The sequence below is a fragment of the Rhodoferax sp. LS1P39 genome (genome assembly GCF_056521425.1).
Genome location: NZ_JBWMAV010000001.1, coordinates 638511 through 654937, shown reverse-complemented (window position 1 = coordinate 654937; position 16427 = coordinate 638511). Strand labels below are relative to the sequence as shown.

Genomic DNA, 16427 nt, shown 5'->3' with positions numbered 1-16427 from the left:
CAGTGGAGAGTCTGTCTCACACATTAATGGCGAAGAACAGAAGCCTTGCTCGGAAGAAGCTTGTAGCGTCTGACCTTGCCAATCATGTCCATGGTGATCACCTTGTATCCCCGCCGAAAGTTTCAGCAGGTCAGTGGAACACCCTGGTCCAATTTGGATTGGCACTTGCGGGCTTAGGTGGTCAGTTTTGGGTTGGCGGGAACACTTTGATCAGACAGTACCGCCGCGTCCGTCGCCAGACTGGACGGAAAGGCGTTGGTCTGAAAGTCCAGCCACGGCGGGTTCTGGGCATACATCTCAACGATGAGCTGTTTGATCGCCACGAGATACCACGAGTCGTCGTTGAGCCGGTGACTGAGGATGATGGGCGAGGTCGCATTTTCGTCGGCAATCAAGCGGTAGACGAGGTCCGAACGTAGCCGCGCGGCGGCTGGCACGATGCACAGTCCCACCTCTGCGGCGACCAGGCCCAACGCGGCATGCAACTCGCGCACCTCATGGACTTCGGCCAGCTTGATGCCCTTTTCATGCAGCATGCCCAGCACGTGGTCTGCAAAGCTGGGGCGTGGCTCTTTCGGAAACACGATCAACTTGTGGTGTTCGAGGTCTTCAAGGTCCACTGATCCTTTATCAGCCGCCAACGGCCAGGCCGACGGGATGGCCAGCACCAGCCGTTCCTCGCGCAGCACCGTGCGAGCCACCGTGGTGTCATTGGTTCGAATGCGACCGAACCCCAGGTCGATACGCCCGGACTTGAGCTCACTGATCTGCTGGATCGACCCCAGATCGACCAGATGGACGTCGGTATCGGGGTAGCGTTGGCGAAACATCCGCACCAGCATGGGCAGGCCGCCGTAGAGCGTGGATGGAACGTAGCCGATGGAAATCGACTGCCGCTGGTTGCGGCTCGCCTGCCGCGCAGTGTTCTTCATCTGGTCGACCCGGTGCAGCACCTGTAGCGATTGCTCGTAGAACAACCGGCCTGCCTCGGTCAGTCGCACCGGGCGGCTGCTGCGCTGGATGAGTTGGACTTCCAGTTCCTCTTCCAGTAGCTGGATCTGGCGGCTGAGCGGCGGCTGTGCAATGTGCATCTGCTCTGCAGCGCGCGTGAAGTTTTTGGTGGTAGCCACCGCCACGAAGTATCGGAGTTGACGCAGATCCATAGGGGAAAACCATAGTTAATGAAGTTGGTTGCGCTCTAAGTGTTTGATTTCCAAATAAAAACTAGCACATGATACCAAATAGGTATTGACCCAGATGAATTTAGTGTTTGCTGGTAAGCGGCTGCAATCGTCCAATACAGCCTATGCAACACACTGTCTATCAACAAGCCGCCATCGGCGCCGTCGTCATCGAACGTGTCGAGACAATGCTGGTCGATCTGCCGACGATCCGTCCGCACAAACTGTCGATGGCCGTCATGAACGGCCAGACGCTGATGCTGGTGCGCATCCGCTGCTCGGACGGAACAGTGGGCATTGGCGAGGGTACGACCATCGGTGGCCTGGCCTACGGCGCCGAATCGCCCGAGGGCATGAAGCTGGCCATCGACACCTACTTCGCCCCCCAACTCATCGGCGCGGACGCGAACCGTGTGCCCGCATTGATGGACCGCCTGAACACCGCCTTCCGCGACAACCGCTTCGCCAAATGCGCTGTCGAGACCGCGCTGTTCGATGCGCTGGGCCACCGCACCGGCTTGCCCGTGTCGGAACTGCTGGGTGGGCGGCTGCGCGACCGGCTGCCAGTGGCGTGGACCCTGGCCTCTGGCGACACCGGCAAAGACATCGAAGAAGCGCAGCAAATGCTGCAATTGCGTCGGCACCAGATCTTCAAGCTCAAGATCGGTCGCCGTTCGGTGCGCGAAGATGTAGCGCATGTTGCCGCCATCAAGAAGGCGCTGGGCGATCTGGCCTCGGTGCGTGTAGACGTGAACATGGCCTGGAGCGAGTTGCAGGCCCAGCATGGGCTGGCCGCTCTGGTGGATGCGGGCTGCGAACTGGTCGAGCAGCCCGTCGCAAACGTAGACGCCCTGGCCCGGCTCACCGGCAAGTACCCCATTGCGGTGATGGCCGATGAATCGCTGGTCGGCCCTGAAAGTGCATTTGCACTGGCACGGGTCGGCGGTGCCAACGTGTTTGCCATCAAAACCGAGCAATCCGGTGGCCTTCAGGCAGCCCAGCGCGTGGCAGCCATTGCCGATGCGGCCCACATCGAGCTGTACGGCGGCACGATGCTGGAGGGGGCAGTCGGCTCCATCGCCTCGGCCCATGTGTTCGCCACCTTCCGCGAGTTGCGCTGGGGCACCGAGCTGTTTGGCCCGCTGCTGCTGACGGAGGAGATTCTGGCCCAGCCGCTTGAATACAAGGACTTCCATCTCACCGTCCCCACATTGCCAGGCCTCGGCATAGCGCTGGACGAAGACCGCGTCGCGCACTTCCGCCGCGACCGCACGCGCACCACCGTCGGCCCGGCCGCCACATCCCTGACCTGACCCCTTCCCCCCCCCCCACGAAACGGAGACACCCCATGAGCGTTCACATTTTCAACACCACCGAAGTCCAGGATTTCCTGCGCCTGGCCTGCGGCCTTGACCAGGACGGCGGCACCCCCCGCACCAAGAAGATCGTCCACCGCATCCTGACCGACCTGTTCAAGGCCATTGAAGACCTGGACGTGACCTCCGACGAATACTGGGCTGGCATTGCCTATCTGAACCAGCTCGGCGCACGTGGCGAGGCTGGCCTGCTGTCGCCGGGCCTGGGCCTGGACCGGTACTTTGACATGCGCATGGATGCAGAGGATGCGGCGCTGGGTGTCGAGAGCGGCACGCCGCGCACCATCGAGGGCCCGCTGTACGTGGCGGGTGCACCGGTGGAGAAGGGCTATGCACGCCTGGACGACGGCAGCGACAAGGCTGGCCACACGCTGGTCATGCACGGCACCGTCTACGCAGCCAACGGCAAGCCCTTGCCCAACGCCACGGTCGAGGTCTGGCACGCCAACACCAAGGGCTTCTACTCGCACTTCGACCCCACAGGCGAACAGCAGCCCTTCAACATGCGCCGCACCATCGTCACCGACGCACAGGGCCGGTACAAGTTCCAGAGCATCGTGCCGGTCGGCTATGGCTGCCCGCCCGACGGCCCCACGCAGGCGCTGCTCAACCAGTTGGGCCGCCACGGCAACCGCCCGGCGCACATCCACTTATTCGTCACCGCCGACGGGCACCGCAAGCTGACCACGCAGATCAACATCGACGGCGACCCGCTGGTGTTCGATGACTTCGCCTACGCCACGCGCGAAGGTCTGGTGCCACCGCTGCTGGAGCGCACGGACGCGGCCAGCATCCAGGCCGAAGGCTTGAACGGGCCGTTCGCCGAGATCGTGTTCGACATCCGGCTCAGCGCCCTGGTGCAGGGCGTGGACAACCAGATCGTCGACCGCCCCCGCCTGGCCGCCTGAGTGCAGGCGTGCTGCGGCGCAGGCCGTCGCAGCACCAGTCAGACCGTCATTCCCACAGGTTTTCAACCGCGACGCAGGTCGTGGGGGATGACCTCACCCCAAAGAGACCTCACACCATGAACACGACCGCCACCACCGACCGGTACGCCGATGTCGAACAGCTGCTGAACAGCGCCCTGCAGGACGACAAGGAGGCCGGCATCTTCCGCTGCCGCCGAGATATCTTTACCGACCCCGCGCTGTTCGAACTGGAGATGAAACACATCTTCGAAAGCAACTGGGTCTACCTGGCGCACGAGAGCCAGATCCCCGCGATCAACGACTACTTCACCACCACCATCGGCCGCCAGCCCATCGTTATCACGCGCGGCAAAGACGGGCTGCTCAACGCGGTGATCAACGCCTGCGCCCACCGCGGCGCGATGCTGTGCCGCAAGAAGCACGGCAACAAGGGCAGCTTCACCTGCCCCTTCCACGGCTGGACGTTCAACAACACCGGCAAGCTGCTCAAGGTCAAGGACGAGAAGACGACCGAGTACCCGGTGCAGTTCAACAAGGAAGGCTCGCACGACCTCAAAAAGGTGGCGCGCTTCGAGAGCTACAAGGGCTTTTTGTTCGGCAGCCTGAATGCCGACGTGCAGTCGCTGGACGACTACCTGGGCGAGACAAAAGTCATCATCGACCAGATCGTGGACCAGGCGCCCGATGGGCTAGAGGTGCTGCGCGGCAGCTCCACCTATACCTACGACGGCAACTGGAAGCTGCAGATGGAAAACGGCAGCGACGGCTACCACGTCAGCTCCGTGCACTGGAACTACGCCGCCACCATGGGCCGCCGCGCCGAGGGCGGTACCAAGGCCGTGGACGCGGCCGGCTGGAGCAAGAGCGTGGGCGGTGTCTACGGCTTCGAGAACGGCCACATCCTGCTGTGGACCAAGACCATGAACCCGGAAGTGCGTCCGGTCTACAGCCGCCGCGAAGAGCTCAAGGAGCGCCTGGGTGAGAGCAAGGCCGAGTTCATCGTCAGCCAGACGCGCAACCTGTGCCTGTACCCCAACGTGTATTTGATGGACCAGTTCTCCACGCAGATCCGCGTGACGCGCCCCATCAGCGTGGATAAGACCGAGATCACCATCTACTGCTTTGCGCCCAAGGGCGAGAGCGCGGAAGACCGCGCCGTGCGCATCCGCCAGTACGAAGACTTCTTCAACGTGTCCGGCATGGGCACGGCCGATGACCTGGAAGAGTTCCGCTCCTGCCAGACTGGCTATGCCGGTAAGGCCGCGCCCTGGAACGACCTCAGCCGCGGTGCGCCGCTGTGGGTCGAGGGCGCCGATGAGAACGCCACCAAGATGGGCATGAAGCCTTTGATCAGCGGGGCGCGCAGCGAAGACGAAGGCCTCTTCGTCTGCCAGCACGACTACTGGGCCAAGGCCATGCGCAAGGCTGTGCAGCAGGAACGCGCAGGAGAGCAAGCATGAGCGCCGCCCGGCCGCCCGAAGGCGCTCGCTTCGTAGCCGAAGGCGAAGTCACAACATCTTTCGCCGATCTCGCAGCCATCTGCGCATTCCTGTACCGCGAGGCGCGCCATCTGGACGACCGCGAGTTCGAGCCCTGGCTCCAGCTCTATGCGCCGGATGTCGAGTACTGGATGCCGGCCTGGGACGATGACGACCAGCTCACCGAAGACCCGCACAGCCAGATCTCGCTGATCTACTACCCCAACCGCAATGGGCTGGAAGACCGGGTGTTCCGCATCAAGACGGAGCGCTCCAGCGCGTCCATGCCTGAGCCGCGCACCAACCACATGCTGGCCAACGTGGAGGTGCTGGCCGAGCGGGGCGACGAGGTGGACATTCGCTACAACTTTCACACGCTGAGCCACCGCTACAAGAAGACCGACCACTACTTCGGCACCATCTTCGCCACGCTGCGCCAGGGCGGCGACACGGGCTACCTGATCGCGCGCAAGAAGATCGTGCTGAAGGACGACTACATCAGCCAGGTCGTCGACATCTACCACCTCTGATGCACGAAGAAGCAACAGGAGACACACAATGAACAACCACTACCGCATCGCGCTCAACTTCGAGGACGGGGTCACCCGCTTCGTGGACTGCGGCGCCAACGAGAAGGTGCTCGACGCAGCCTTCCGCAACCGCATCAACCTGCCCATGGACTGCTCCGACGGCGTGTGCGGCACCTGCAAGTGCCGCGCCGAAAACGGCAGCTACGACCTGGGCGACGACTACATCGACGAGGCACTGACGGCCGACGAGGCAGCCGTTGGCTTGGTGCTGACCTGCCAGATGATTCCAAAATCGGACTGCGTGATCGCCGTGCCCGTGCCGTCGACGGCCTGCAAGACTGGCACGGCGCAGTTCGGTGCCGCGGTTGGCGAGGTAACGGCGTTTGCTGACGCAGCCTATGAACTGGTGCTCGATATCCCGGCCGAGGCACCCGTGTTCTTGCCTGGCCAGTACGTGAACATCGACGTGCCGGGCAGTGGCCAGCACCGCTCCTACTCGTTCAGCTCTGCGCCAGGCAACAAGCGCATGACGTTCATGATCAAGCAGGTGCCCGGTGGCCTGATGAGTGGCTGGCTGGGCAGCGCCCAGGCCGGGCAGCCGCTGCAGATGACGGGCCCGCTGGGCAGTTTCTACCTGCGGGCCGTCACGCGGCCGCTGCTGTTCCTGGCGGGTGGCACGGGCCTGGCACCGTTCCTGTCGATGCTCGAAGTCCTCGCGCAGCAGGACGCGAAGCAACCCGTGCACCTGATCTACGGCGTGACGCGCGACCAGGACCTGGTGATGGTCGACCGGCTGGCCGACTACGCCCGCCGCATCCCCGGCTTCACCTACGGCACCTGCGTGGCAGACCCGCAAACCGTGCACGAGCGCCAGGGCTATGTGACCCAGCACATGCCCGCCGAGGCGTTGCACGGCGGCAATGTCGACGTGTACCTGTGCGGCCCGCCGCCGATGGTGGACGCGGTGCAGAAGTACTTCAAGGCCGAAGGCATTGCGCCCACCAGCTTCCACTACGAAAAGTTCACACCCAACCAGACGGCGGTGGCGGCATGAACACGGCACAACGCTTCCAGGGCAAGGTCGTTCTGGTGACCGGCGCAGCCCAGGGCATCGGCCGTGGCGTGGCCCTGTGCATCGCGGCCGAAGGCGGCCAGGTGCTGGCCGTAGACCGGTCGGACATCGTCGACGAGGTGGTCGCGCAGATCCGCGAGTCCGGTGGTGTGGCTGCTGCGGCGCAAGCCGATCTCGAAACCTATGCGGGCGCGCAGCACGTGGTGGCGCAATGCCTGGCGCGCTTCGGCCGCGTCGACGTGCTGGTCAACAACGTGGGCGGCACCATCTGGGCCAAGCCCTACGAGCACTACGAAGAGCAGCAGATCGAGGCGGAGATCCGCCGCTCGCTGTTCCCCACGCTGTGGTGCTGCCGCGCGGTGCTGCCGCACATGGTGGTGCGCCAGCAGGGCGTGATCGTCAACGTGTCGTCGGTGGCCACGCGGGGCGTGCACCGGGTGCCGTATTCGGCGGCCAAGGGCGGCGTGAACGCGCTGACCGCGTCGCTGGCGATGGAGCACACGCGCAATGGCATCCGCGTCAACGCCACCGCGCCCGGCGGCACCGACGCGCCGCCGCGACGCGTGCCGCGCAACCAGGCCCCCGCCAGCCAGCCATCGGCCATCGAGACGCAGTGGTACCAGGGCGTGGTCGACCAGACCAAGGAATCGAGCCTCATGCACCGCTACGGAACCATCGATGAGCAGGTGGCCCCGATCCTGTTCCTCGCGTCCGACGAATCCTCGTACATCACTGGCTCGATCCTCGCCGTCGCTGGCGGCGATCTCGGCTGAGCCCACCTACAACACCACAGAGACAAAACATGAAACATATCGACCTGCACAAACTGGCGGACAACGCCAGGTTCAACGGCTTCCACCGGGGCGTGCTGCTCTGGTGCGCCCTCATCATCATCTTCGACGGCTACGACCTGGCCGTCGCGGGCATCGCCCTGCCGTCGATCATGAAAGAGATGGGCGTGAGCCCGACCAATGCGGGCTTCATGGTCAGCTCGGCGCTGTTCGGCATGATGTTCGGCGCGATCTTTCTCGGCACGATTGCTGACAAGATCGGCCGCCGGCGCGCCATCGCCATTTGCATCGCACTCTTCAGCGTGTTCACCGCAGCGGCGGGCTTCACCAGCGACCCGGTCAGCTTCAGCGTGATGCGCTTTCTGGCGGGCCTGGGTATCGGCGGCGTGATGCCGAACGTGGTGGCGCAGATGACCGAGTACTCGCCGCGCAAGATCCGCAGCACTATGGTCACGCTGATGTTCAGCGGCTACGCGGTGGGCGGCATGCTGGCCGCCGTGGTGGGCAAGGGGCTAATCGAAAGCTACGGCTGGCAGTCCGTGTTCCTGGCGGCGGGCCTGCCGGTGCTGCTGATCCCGGTGATCCTGAAGTCCATGCCCGAGTCCATGCCTTATCTGATCAAGACGGGGCAGAAGGCACGCCTGCAGGAAATCGCCGCTCGGCTCGACCCGAGCTACCGGCCGCAACCGGGTGATTCGTTCGACCTTCCGCAGCAGGACCGCGCGGCGGGCGCACCCATCGGCAAGCTGTTCCAGGACGGTCGGGGCTTCAGTACCGTGATGTTCTGGATCGCTTTCTTCATGTGTTTGTTCATGGTCTACGCACTCAGTTCGTGGCTCACCAAGCTGATGGCAGGCGCTGGCTACACGCTGGGCTCGGCGCTGACCTTCGTACTGGTGTTGAACTTCGGCGGCATGGTCGGCGCCATCGGCGGCGGCTGGCTAGCCGACCGCTTCCATATCAAATACGTGCTGGTGGGCATGTATGCGTTGGCTGCAGTATCCATCAGTTTGCTGGGCTACCCGGTGCCGACCGAGGTGCTGTACCTGCTGGTCGGCCTGGCGGGCGCATCCACCATCGGCACGCAGATCGTGACCTATGCCTATGTGGGCCAGTACTACCCGATGGCGGTGCGCGCCACCGGCATCGGCTGGGCGTCAGGCGTGGGCCGCAGCGGCGCCATCTTGGCACCCATCGTGATCGGCAGCCTGGTCGCCATGGCGCTTCCGCTGGAGCAGAACTTCCTGGCTATCGGCTTGCCGGCGGTGATCGCGGCAGTGGCGGTGTTCTGCATCCGGCACGGCCGTGCCGCGCAAACGCATGGTGCAGATAGTGCTGCGACGCCGGGCCAACCCGCAGTCGCCGCCAAGTGACCCAGTCGCTTCAACGCTACGCCACATTTCCCTGAAAGAGACGTTTTCATGATCAACAAGATCGCCCCCTCGGTCGCCGACGCCATGGCCGGCATCCAGGACGGCGCCACCGTCCTGATCGGCGGCTTCGGCACCGCCGGCATTCCCAACGAACTCATCGACGACCTGATCGCGCAGGGCGCAAAAGACCTCACCGTCGTCAACAACAACGCCGGCAATGCCGAGGTCGGCCTGGCCGCGCTGCTGCAGGCGGGCCGCGTGCGCAAGATCATCTGCAGCTTCCCGCGGCAGGCGGACAGCCAGGTGTTCGACGGCCTGTACCGCGCAGGCAAGCTGGAGCTCGAACTCGTGCCGCAGGGCAACCTGGCCGAGCGCATCCGCGCGGCCGGTGCCGGCATCGGCGCGTTCTTCTGCCCCACGGGCTTCGGCACCGAGCTGGCCGGCGACCGCGAGACGCGCGTGATCGACGGCAAGCACTATGTGCTGGAGTACCCCATCCACGGCGACGTGGCCCTGATCAAGGCCGAGGCGGGCGACCGCTGGGGCAACCTGGTCTACCGCAAGGCCGCGCGCAACTTCGGCCCCGTGATGGCCATGGCCGCGCGGCGCACCATCGCCACGGTGCACGACATCGTGGAGCTCGGCGCGTTGGACGCGGAGACCATCGTGACACCCGGCATCTTCGTCCACAAGATCGTCCAGATCGACCGCATTGCCACCCAGGCAGGTGGTTTCAAGAAGGCAGCATGAGCATGGGAACACCCACCTACCAACGTCGCACCAAGGACCAGCTCGCCGCGCGCGTGGCTGCCGACATCTTCGCCGGCGCCGTCGTCAACCTGGGCATAGGCCAGCCGACCGCCGTGGCCAACCACCTGCCCGCCGGGCGCGAGGTCATCCTGCACAGCGAGAACGGCATCCTGGGCATGGGCGCTGCGCCGGCCGAGGGGCACGAGGACTACGACCTGATCAACGCCGGCAAGCAGCCGGTGACGCTGCTGCCCGGTGGCGCCTACTTCCACCATGCCGACAGTTTCGCGATGATGCGCGGAGGCCATCTGGACATCTGTGTGCTGGGCGCGTTCCAGGTCTCCGCCACCGGCGATCTCGCCAACTGGAGCACAGGTGAGCCCGGTGCCATTCCCGCCGTGGGCGGGGCCATGGACCTGGCCATCGGCGCCAAGCAGACCTGGGTCATGATGGACCTGCTCACCAAGCAGCAGACCAGCAAGCTGGTCGAGAGGTGCAGCTATCCCTTGACCGGCCTAGCCTGCGTCAAGCGCGTCTATACGGACCTGGCGACGTTCGCCTGCACACCCCAGGGACTGCAGCTCATCGATGCCGTCGAAGGGCTCAGCCGCGAAGCGCTGGAAGGCATCGTGGGTCTGCCCATTGCACCTGTTGCGCCCGCCACGAAAGAAAACCCATGACTGAAACCGTGTTTATTTGCGACGCCATTCGCACCCCCTTCGGCAAGTACGGCGGCGCGCTGTCCTCCGTGCGGCCCGACGACCTGGGCGCGGTCGTGCTCAAGGCGCTGACCGAGCGCAACGCCGAAGTGGACTGGAGCGCCGTCGACGACGTGATCTTTGGCTGCGCCAACCAGGCCGGTGAAGACAACCGCAACGTGGCGCGCATGTCGCTGCTGCTGGCCGGCCTGCCCTTGCAGGTGCCGGGCACTACCGTCAACCGCCTGTGCGGCTCGGGCATGGACGCCATCGGCATCGCGGCGCGGGCCATCAAGTCGGGCGAGACCGGCCTGATGATCGCGGGCGGCGTGGAGAGCATGAGCCGCGCGCCTTTCGTGGTGCCCAAGGCCGACTCGCCCTTTTCGCGTGCCAACTCCATCCAGGACACGACCATCGGATGGCGCTTCGTCAACCCGAAGATGAAGGCGTTGCATGGTGTCGACGCCATGCCCGAGACGGCCGAGAACGTGGCCGACGAATTCAAGGTATCGCGCGAGGACCAGGACCTGTTCGCCTGGCGCAGCCAGGCCAAGACCGCCGCGGCGCAGAAGGCTGACCTTTTCTCCGCCGAAATCGTCCCGGTGGCGGTACCCCAGCGCAAGGGCGAGCCGGTGTTGGTCAGCGTGGACGAGCACCCGCGCGAGACCACGCTCGAAGCGCTGGCCAGGCTCAAGCCCGTGGTGCGCCCAGGCGGAAGCGTGACGGCGGGCAATGCCAGCGGTGTCAACGATGGTGCTTGCGCCTTGCTGCTGGCCAGCGCGGCAGCAGCCCAACAGCACGGCCTCACGCCGCGCGCCCGCGTGGTCGGCATGGCCACCGCTGGTGTGGCACCGCGCACCATGGGCATCGGCCCCGCGCCCGCCACGCAGAAAGTCCTGGCGCAGACCGGACTGAGCCTGGCGCAGATGGATGTGATCGAGCTCAACGAGGCCTTCGCCTCGCAAGGCTTGGCGGTGCTGCGCCAGTTGGGCCTGGCCGATGACGATGCCCGCGTGAACCCCTATGGTGGTGCGATCGCGCTGGGCCACCCTTTGGGTGCGAGTGGCGCGCGCCTGGTGACCACGGCCATCCAGCAGTTGCACCGCACGGGTGGCCGCTACGCGCTGTGCACCATGTGCATCGGTGTGGGGCAGGGCATCGCGCTGATCATCGAACGCGTTTGAGGGAGACAAGGAATGTCGCAAGCCCACCATTCACCACCCGTATCGCTGCAGACCGCACGCGGCGCGTTCCGCGTCACCATCGACGGCGATGCCGCCGCACCGGCGCTGATCCTGTCCAACTCGCTGGGCACCCTGCTGGAAATGTGGGACCCGCAGGTCACCGCGTTCTCCGAGCACTACCGCGTGATCCGCTACGACGCGCGGGGCCACGGTGGCAGTCCGGTCACGCCCGGCCCCTACACCTTTGCGGACCTGGGGCAAGACGTGCTGGCCGTGCTGGACGCTCTGGGCATCGAACAGGCTGCCTTCTGCGGCATCTCGATGGGCGGCCACACCGGTCTATGGTTGGGCGTGCATGCGGGCAACCGCTTCAACGCCATCTCGGTCTGCAACAGTGCCGCGAAGATCGGCACGCCGCAGGGCTGGAACGAGCGGGCGGCGATGGTCCGCGACGGCGGCCAGGCCGCTATGCAGGCGCTGGCCGAATCCTCCCCCGGCCGGTGGTTCACCGCGGACTTCGTCAACGCTCAACCGGCCACGGTGCAGCGCGCCCAAGCCTGGATCGCCGGCCTCGCCCCGCAAGGCTACGCCGCCTGCTGCGAGGCCCTGGCGGCATCGGATCTGCGTGACGACCTGCACCGCATCACCACCCCCACCCTGTTGTTGGCGGGCGCGTCTGACCCGGTGACCACTGTGGCCGATGCCCAGGCCATGCAGGCGGGCATTGGGGGCGCGCGGCTTGCCGTGGTGCCCGCGTCCCATCTTTCCAACTTGGAGGCGCCGCGTGCGTTCGACCAGGCGGTGCTTCACTTTCTCGCCACCCCACAACCCATTTCCTGACCGACAAGGACATCCCATGCTGTATCTGGTTCACATGATCGTCAACATCCCGTCCACACTCGCACCCGAGGAAGCGGCCCGCATCAAGGCCGAGGAGATGGCCTACTCGCAGCAACTGCAAGGTTCGGGCAAATGGCCCCATCTTTGGCGCGTGGTGGGTGAATATGCCAACTACAGCGTGTTCGACGTGGAAAGCAACGACGAGCTGCACGATACGCTAAGCAAGTTGCCGCTATTCCCGTTCATGCAGATCACGGTCACACCGCTGGCCAAGCATCCCTCGTCCATCGTCTAGTCCATGGCCTTGCACAGAAGCCCCCTGGCCTTGCTGGCCGCCGCCATGCGACGCGAGGACTTCTCCATCAGCGCCTGGGTGGCGGGCTTCCTGGCGGTGCTGATCTCCTACTGCGGCCCGCTGGTCATCTTCATCCAGGCCGCGCAGGCGGGCGGCATGTCGCAGCAGATGCTGACGTCCTGGATCTGGGCGATCTCCATCGGTGCGGGCGTCAGTGGCCTGGTGCTGAGCGTGTGGCTGCGCCAGCCCATCATCACGGCATGGTCCGCGCCCGGCACGGCCTTGCTGCTCAGCCTGTTTCCCCACATCACCATGCCCGAGGTGGTGGGGGCCTACCTGATGGCGGCGGCGCTGGTCATCGCCATCGGCGTGACGGGCAGCTTCGAAAAGATCGTCAACCGCATCCCCAAAGGTATCGCGGCGGGGATGATGGCCGGCATCCTGTTCCAGTTCGGTACGCAGGCCTTTCGCGCCAGCATGGAGTTGCCGTCCGTGGTGTTCGCGATGCTGGCCGCTTACCTGCTAGGGAAACGCTGGTGGCCGCGCTATGCCATCGTGCTCGTGGCACTGATCGGGCTGGCGGTCGCGGTTGCGACGGGTACGACGCACCTGGGCACGCTGGAACTCGTTATGGCCCTGCCTGTGTTCACCGTGCCAAAGTTCGACGCTGGAGTCTTCCTCAGCTTCACGGTGCCGCTGTTGATGGTCAGCCTCACCGGGCAGTACCTGCCGGGTATGGCGGTGCTGCGGCTGGCCGGCTACCGCACGCCATCGCGCGCCGTGGTCATGGGCACGGGCCTGGCGTCCATGCTGGTCGCCTGCTTCGGCGGCATCACCATCGTGCTGGCGTCCATCACGGCGGCCCTGTGCACCGGCAAGGACGCGCACCCTGACGCCGGCAAGCGCTACGTGGCCGGCATCTCCAGCGGCGTGTTCTATCTCGTCGGCGCCACGTTCGCCGGCACCATCGTGCTGGTGTTCAGTGCCTTCCCGTCGGCTTTGATCGCAGCGCTGGCGGGGTTGGCACTGATCGGCGCCATCGTCTCCAACATCAGCCTGCTGGCGCAGGACAGTGGCTCCACCGAGCCTGCGGTGATTGCGTTCCTGGCGACAGCTTCGGGCATGTCGCTGTTCGGTCTGGGCTCGGCATTCTGGGGCGTGGTTTTGGGTATGGCGGCGCACGCGCTACTGCGACCGAAGGCCTCTTCCGCGACGCGCACCGACAGAGAAGACAAGACATGAAGATAGAGGTCTTTTACCGAGTGTTTGTGTGTATATGGCCGACGAACTGAGCCGCACCAGCTTTCGTAAAGGCCGGTCCTTCAAAGTATGCCTCCACCTCACCCCCACCTCACCCCAACTCCCGCCGCACATGCCTGAGCAAGCCCTCACACGCATCCTCCACCAGATCCAACACCTCCTCAAACCCGCGCTCCCCCCCGTAATACGGGTCTGGCACGACCGGGTTGTCGTGGCTTTCGCAGAACTCGGTCAAGCGGCGGATCTTGGGGTGGTGGCGGGGTGGGCTGGCGCTTTGCGCGAGAGCCAGGTTGTCCCAGTCCATCACCAGGACCAGGTCGTGCTTTTCAAAGTCGGCATCCAGGATTTGCCGCGCCCGCAAGCCTGACAAGTCGTAGCCGCGCCGGGACGCATGGGCCTGGGAGCGGGTGTCCGGCGGGCTGTTGGGGTGGTAGTTGTGGGTACCCGCGGAATCCACCTGGATGCGATGGCCCAGACCGAGCGCGTTCACTTTGTGCTGGAACACACCGTGGGCGGTTGGGCTGCGGCAGATGTTGCCCATGCAGACAAACAGAATAGAGTAGGTTTTCATCATCAAGCGGATCGGAGCGGATAGTTAACCCGCCTCCACCTTCACCCCCAACGCCTCAAACACCGCTACCGCATTGCGCCCCTTCTCCTTGGCGGCGTAGCAGGCGGCGTCGGCGGCGCGCAGCACGTCGGCGACCGTGGTGTAGCTGCCGTCTACCGCCACCAGGCCGATGCTGGTGGTGACGCTGAAGCTCTGGCCTTCCCAGGGGAGGCGGTAGGCTTCTACGGCGCTGCGCAGTTTTTCGCCGATCTCCAGCGCCTGGGGCAGGGGGCAACTGCCCAGGTAGATGGCGAACTCGTCACCGCCCAGGCGGGCTACGGTGTCGGTTTGGCGGACCTGGGCGGCCAGGGTTTGGGCCACGTCGCGCAGCAGGGCATCGCCTGCGGCGTGGCCGCCGGTGTCGTTGACCAGTTTGAAGTGGTCCAGGTCGATGAACATGGCGCAAAACGGCACGCTGGCGGCGCGGTCGGTGGCGCGGGCCAGCAGGGCCTCAAAGGCCGGGCGGTTGGCCAGGCCGGTGAGCGCATCGTGGTTGGAGGTCCAGGCCAGGCGTTCCCGATGTTCGCGCGAGGCGGTGACGTCTTCCACCGTCCAGACGGTGCCTTGCGAGCGGTCGCCCGGCACCACGGCGCGGCCCCGCATATGGGCCCAAAATAGCGCGCCCGTGCTGCGCTGCAGTTCCACTTCGCCCTCAAAAGCTCCGCTCTGCATGAAGGCCGGGTGGGCCCGTGCCGAAAGGGCCTGGTAGGCCTCGGGCGAGGGGTGGATGCGCAGCGTGGGCTGGCCCACGAGCTGGTGCTTGTCGAGCTGAAAGATTTGGCAGAACTGGCGGCTGACCAGTTCAAAGTGCCCATTGCGGGTCAGGGTGATGCCGACCTCGGCATGGTCCAGCACCGCGGCCAGCTTGGCCAGCAGGGCCTGGGTTTCGCTTTGTTTTTGCTGGCGTTGCTCGACCACCTGTTGGAACGCGTGGGCCAGTTGGCCGACTTCGCCCCGGTCGCTCGGCCAGGCCTCGGCGGGGTTGGCCCCTTCCCACAGCATCTTTTTGGCGCGCAGGCGCAGTTCGGAAATGGGGCGGGTGAGGCGCCAGGCCATGACACCGGCCAGCAGGGCTACCAGCAGCCCGACCCCCACAGCGGCTTTCCAGGCGGTGGCCTGGGCCGCTTTCACGGGCTGCATGGCCACTTCCAGCGGGGTCAGGCGCACCAGCGTCCAGCGTGAGCCGGGAATTCCGGCCATGGCCACCAGGTGGCCTTGTTCCAGAACGGCGGTTCCGGTGGTCTCGATCGGGCCGCCTCTGGCCTGCCAGCGCTGGAACACGCCCGCCAGGCCCGGTTCATCCGCCGCCTGGGCCATCAAGCGGGCAGTGTGGGTATGGCCCAGCAGCACCCCGGCCTGGTCCATGATGAGCACGCGCGAACCATCCTGGCGGGCCACGCGGGTTACCTCTGAAAACAGGCTGCTGGACTGCAGTCGCACGACTCCGGCAAGCACCCCGGTGACTTGGAGCTTGGCATCCCGCGTCGCAGTGGCGATGACCACCACGGGCGTTTTGGCGATCTTCGCCAGCAGCGGGTCGGAAATCACCGGTGGGTTGCTGGTCAGTGCCTGCTGAAAATAGGCCCGGTCAGCAATATTGGGCATATCGTTGGAGCCCGTATCGGCACCCACGCGTGCCAGCATCTGGCCATCGGTACGCATGGCCAGCAGGTTCTCAAACAGCGTATTCAATGCCGACTGGCCCGCCAGAAACTGCTGGACCGAAGTGGCTTCATGCCATATCTCGGCAGGTGCCCGCTGTGCCACGGCCTGCAATGCGCCGCTGAGCATGCCCACCTTGGTGCCCAGCAGTGCGGCGGTACGCTCCACCTCGTTGCTTTCGCCCTGCATCAGCATGCGCTGGATGTGGGCCTGCGTGGTTACCAGCACCAACTGGGTGGTGACCAAGGCCGACAAAACCCCTGTTATGACCGCCACCGCAATGATCTTGAACTTGAGCGTATGGACCCAGCCAAATCGGCTGTAAGCACGGGGTGAGGACTGCATGGGAAGAATGTTACCGTGGCACTTCGCTCCTTTGCTAGAGGTTAAAAGAGTTC

Annotated in this window: 16 protein-coding genes; 13 read left to right on the top strand and 3 right to left on the bottom strand. The window is 65.1% G+C overall.

Translation table 11 applies throughout. The features are described from left to right. Positions 1 to 173 precede the first annotated feature (173 nt). Positions 174 to 1163: a LysR family transcriptional regulator gene (locus tag AC097O_RS02820; protein ID WP_479591367.1), complete on the bottom strand. Its 990-nt coding sequence runs from the start codon at positions 1161 to 1163 to the stop codon at positions 174 to 176. A gap of 143 nt (positions 1164 to 1306) precedes the next feature. On the opposite strand from AC097O_RS02820, the gene AC097O_RS02815 reads away from it, so the two are divergent. The 13 genes from AC097O_RS02815 to AC097O_RS02755 all read left to right on the top strand — a co-directional run bounded on the left by AC097O_RS02815 (position 1307) and on the right by AC097O_RS02755 (position 13739). Continuing rightward, on the top strand, positions 1307 to 2494 hold the full coding sequence (locus tag AC097O_RS02815) for a muconate/chloromuconate family cycloisomerase (protein WP_479591366.1): 1188 nt from the start codon (positions 1307 to 1309) through the stop codon (positions 2492 to 2494). 35 nt (positions 2495 to 2529) lie between these two features. Further along, complete coding sequence (gene catA / locus AC097O_RS02810; RefSeq protein ID WP_479591365.1) at positions 2530 to 3465, top strand: catechol 1,2-dioxygenase; 936 nt, start codon at positions 2530 to 2532, stop codon at positions 3463 to 3465. 116 nt (positions 3466 to 3581) lie between these two features. Beyond that, entirely contained in the window at positions 3582 to 4946 is a 1365-nt protein-coding gene (locus AC097O_RS02805) for an SRPBCC family protein (protein ID WP_479591364.1), read from the top strand. Further along, a complete protein-coding gene (benB, locus tag AC097O_RS02800; RefSeq protein ID WP_479591363.1) occupies positions 4943 to 5494 on the top strand; it encodes a benzoate 1,2-dioxygenase small subunit in 552 nt (183 codons plus the stop codon). The genes AC097O_RS02805 and benB overlap by 4 nt, the downstream gene beginning before the upstream one ends. A gap of 28 nt (positions 5495 to 5522) precedes the next feature. Next, on the top strand, positions 5523 to 6548 hold the full coding sequence (benC, locus tag AC097O_RS02795) for a benzoate 1,2-dioxygenase electron transfer component BenC (RefSeq protein ID WP_479591362.1): 1026 nt from the start codon (positions 5523 to 5525) through the stop codon (positions 6546 to 6548). Continuing rightward, on the top strand, positions 6545 to 7339 hold the full coding sequence (gene benD / locus AC097O_RS02790) for a benzoate diol dehydrogenase BenD (protein WP_479591361.1): 795 nt from the start codon (positions 6545 to 6547) through the stop codon (positions 7337 to 7339). Before benC ends, benD begins: the two co-directional genes overlap by 4 nt. Before the next feature lie 29 nt (positions 7340 to 7368). After that, a complete protein-coding gene (locus AC097O_RS02785) occupies positions 7369 to 8730 on the top strand; it encodes an MFS transporter (protein WP_479591360.1) in 1362 nt (453 codons plus the stop codon). 48 nt (positions 8731 to 8778) lie between these two features. Further along, positions 8779 to 9480 carry a 3-oxoacid CoA-transferase subunit A gene (locus AC097O_RS02780; protein ID WP_479591359.1) on the top strand — a complete coding sequence of 234 codons (702 nt, stop codon included), beginning with the start codon at positions 8779 to 8781 and terminating at the stop codon, positions 9478 to 9480. Beyond that, positions 9477 to 10160, top strand: coding sequence for a 3-oxoacid CoA-transferase subunit B (locus AC097O_RS02775; RefSeq protein WP_479589346.1), 684 nt, complete (start codon positions 9477 to 9479; stop codon positions 10158 to 10160). The genes AC097O_RS02780 and AC097O_RS02775 overlap by 4 nt, the downstream gene beginning before the upstream one ends. Continuing rightward, positions 10157 to 11362, top strand: a complete 1206-nt coding sequence (pcaF, locus tag AC097O_RS02770) for a 3-oxoadipyl-CoA thiolase (protein WP_479591358.1) — start codon at positions 10157 to 10159, stop codon at positions 11360 to 11362. Before AC097O_RS02775 ends, pcaF begins: the two co-directional genes overlap by 4 nt. Before the next feature lie 12 nt (positions 11363 to 11374). Beyond that, positions 11375 to 12202 carry a 3-oxoadipate enol-lactonase gene (gene pcaD, locus AC097O_RS02765; protein WP_479591357.1) on the top strand — a complete coding sequence of 276 codons (828 nt, stop codon included), beginning with the start codon at positions 11375 to 11377 and terminating at the stop codon, positions 12200 to 12202. Positions 12203 to 12218: 16 nt separating this feature from the next. After that, the gene (catC, locus tag AC097O_RS02760) at positions 12219 to 12497 is read left to right on the top strand and encodes a muconolactone Delta-isomerase (protein WP_479591356.1); all 279 of its coding nucleotides are present in this window, start codon (positions 12219 to 12221) and stop codon (positions 12495 to 12497) included. Between the two features lie 45 nt (positions 12498 to 12542). After that, complete coding sequence (locus AC097O_RS02755) at positions 12543 to 13739, top strand: benzoate/H(+) symporter BenE family transporter (protein WP_479591468.1); 1197 nt, start codon at positions 12543 to 12545, stop codon at positions 13737 to 13739. Between the two features lie 109 nt (positions 13740 to 13848). Here AC097O_RS02755 and AC097O_RS02750 read toward each other — a convergent pair whose 3' ends face one another. Further along, positions 13849 to 14328, bottom strand: a complete 480-nt coding sequence (locus tag AC097O_RS02750; RefSeq protein ID WP_479591355.1) for a low molecular weight protein-tyrosine-phosphatase — start codon at positions 14326 to 14328, stop codon at positions 13849 to 13851. A 24-nt stretch (positions 14329 to 14352) separates the two neighbouring features. Next, on the bottom strand, positions 14353 to 16374 hold the full coding sequence (locus AC097O_RS02745) for a sensor domain-containing diguanylate cyclase (protein WP_479591354.1): 2022 nt from the start codon (positions 16372 to 16374) through the stop codon (positions 14353 to 14355). Between the last annotated feature and the right edge of the window lie 53 nt (positions 16375 to 16427).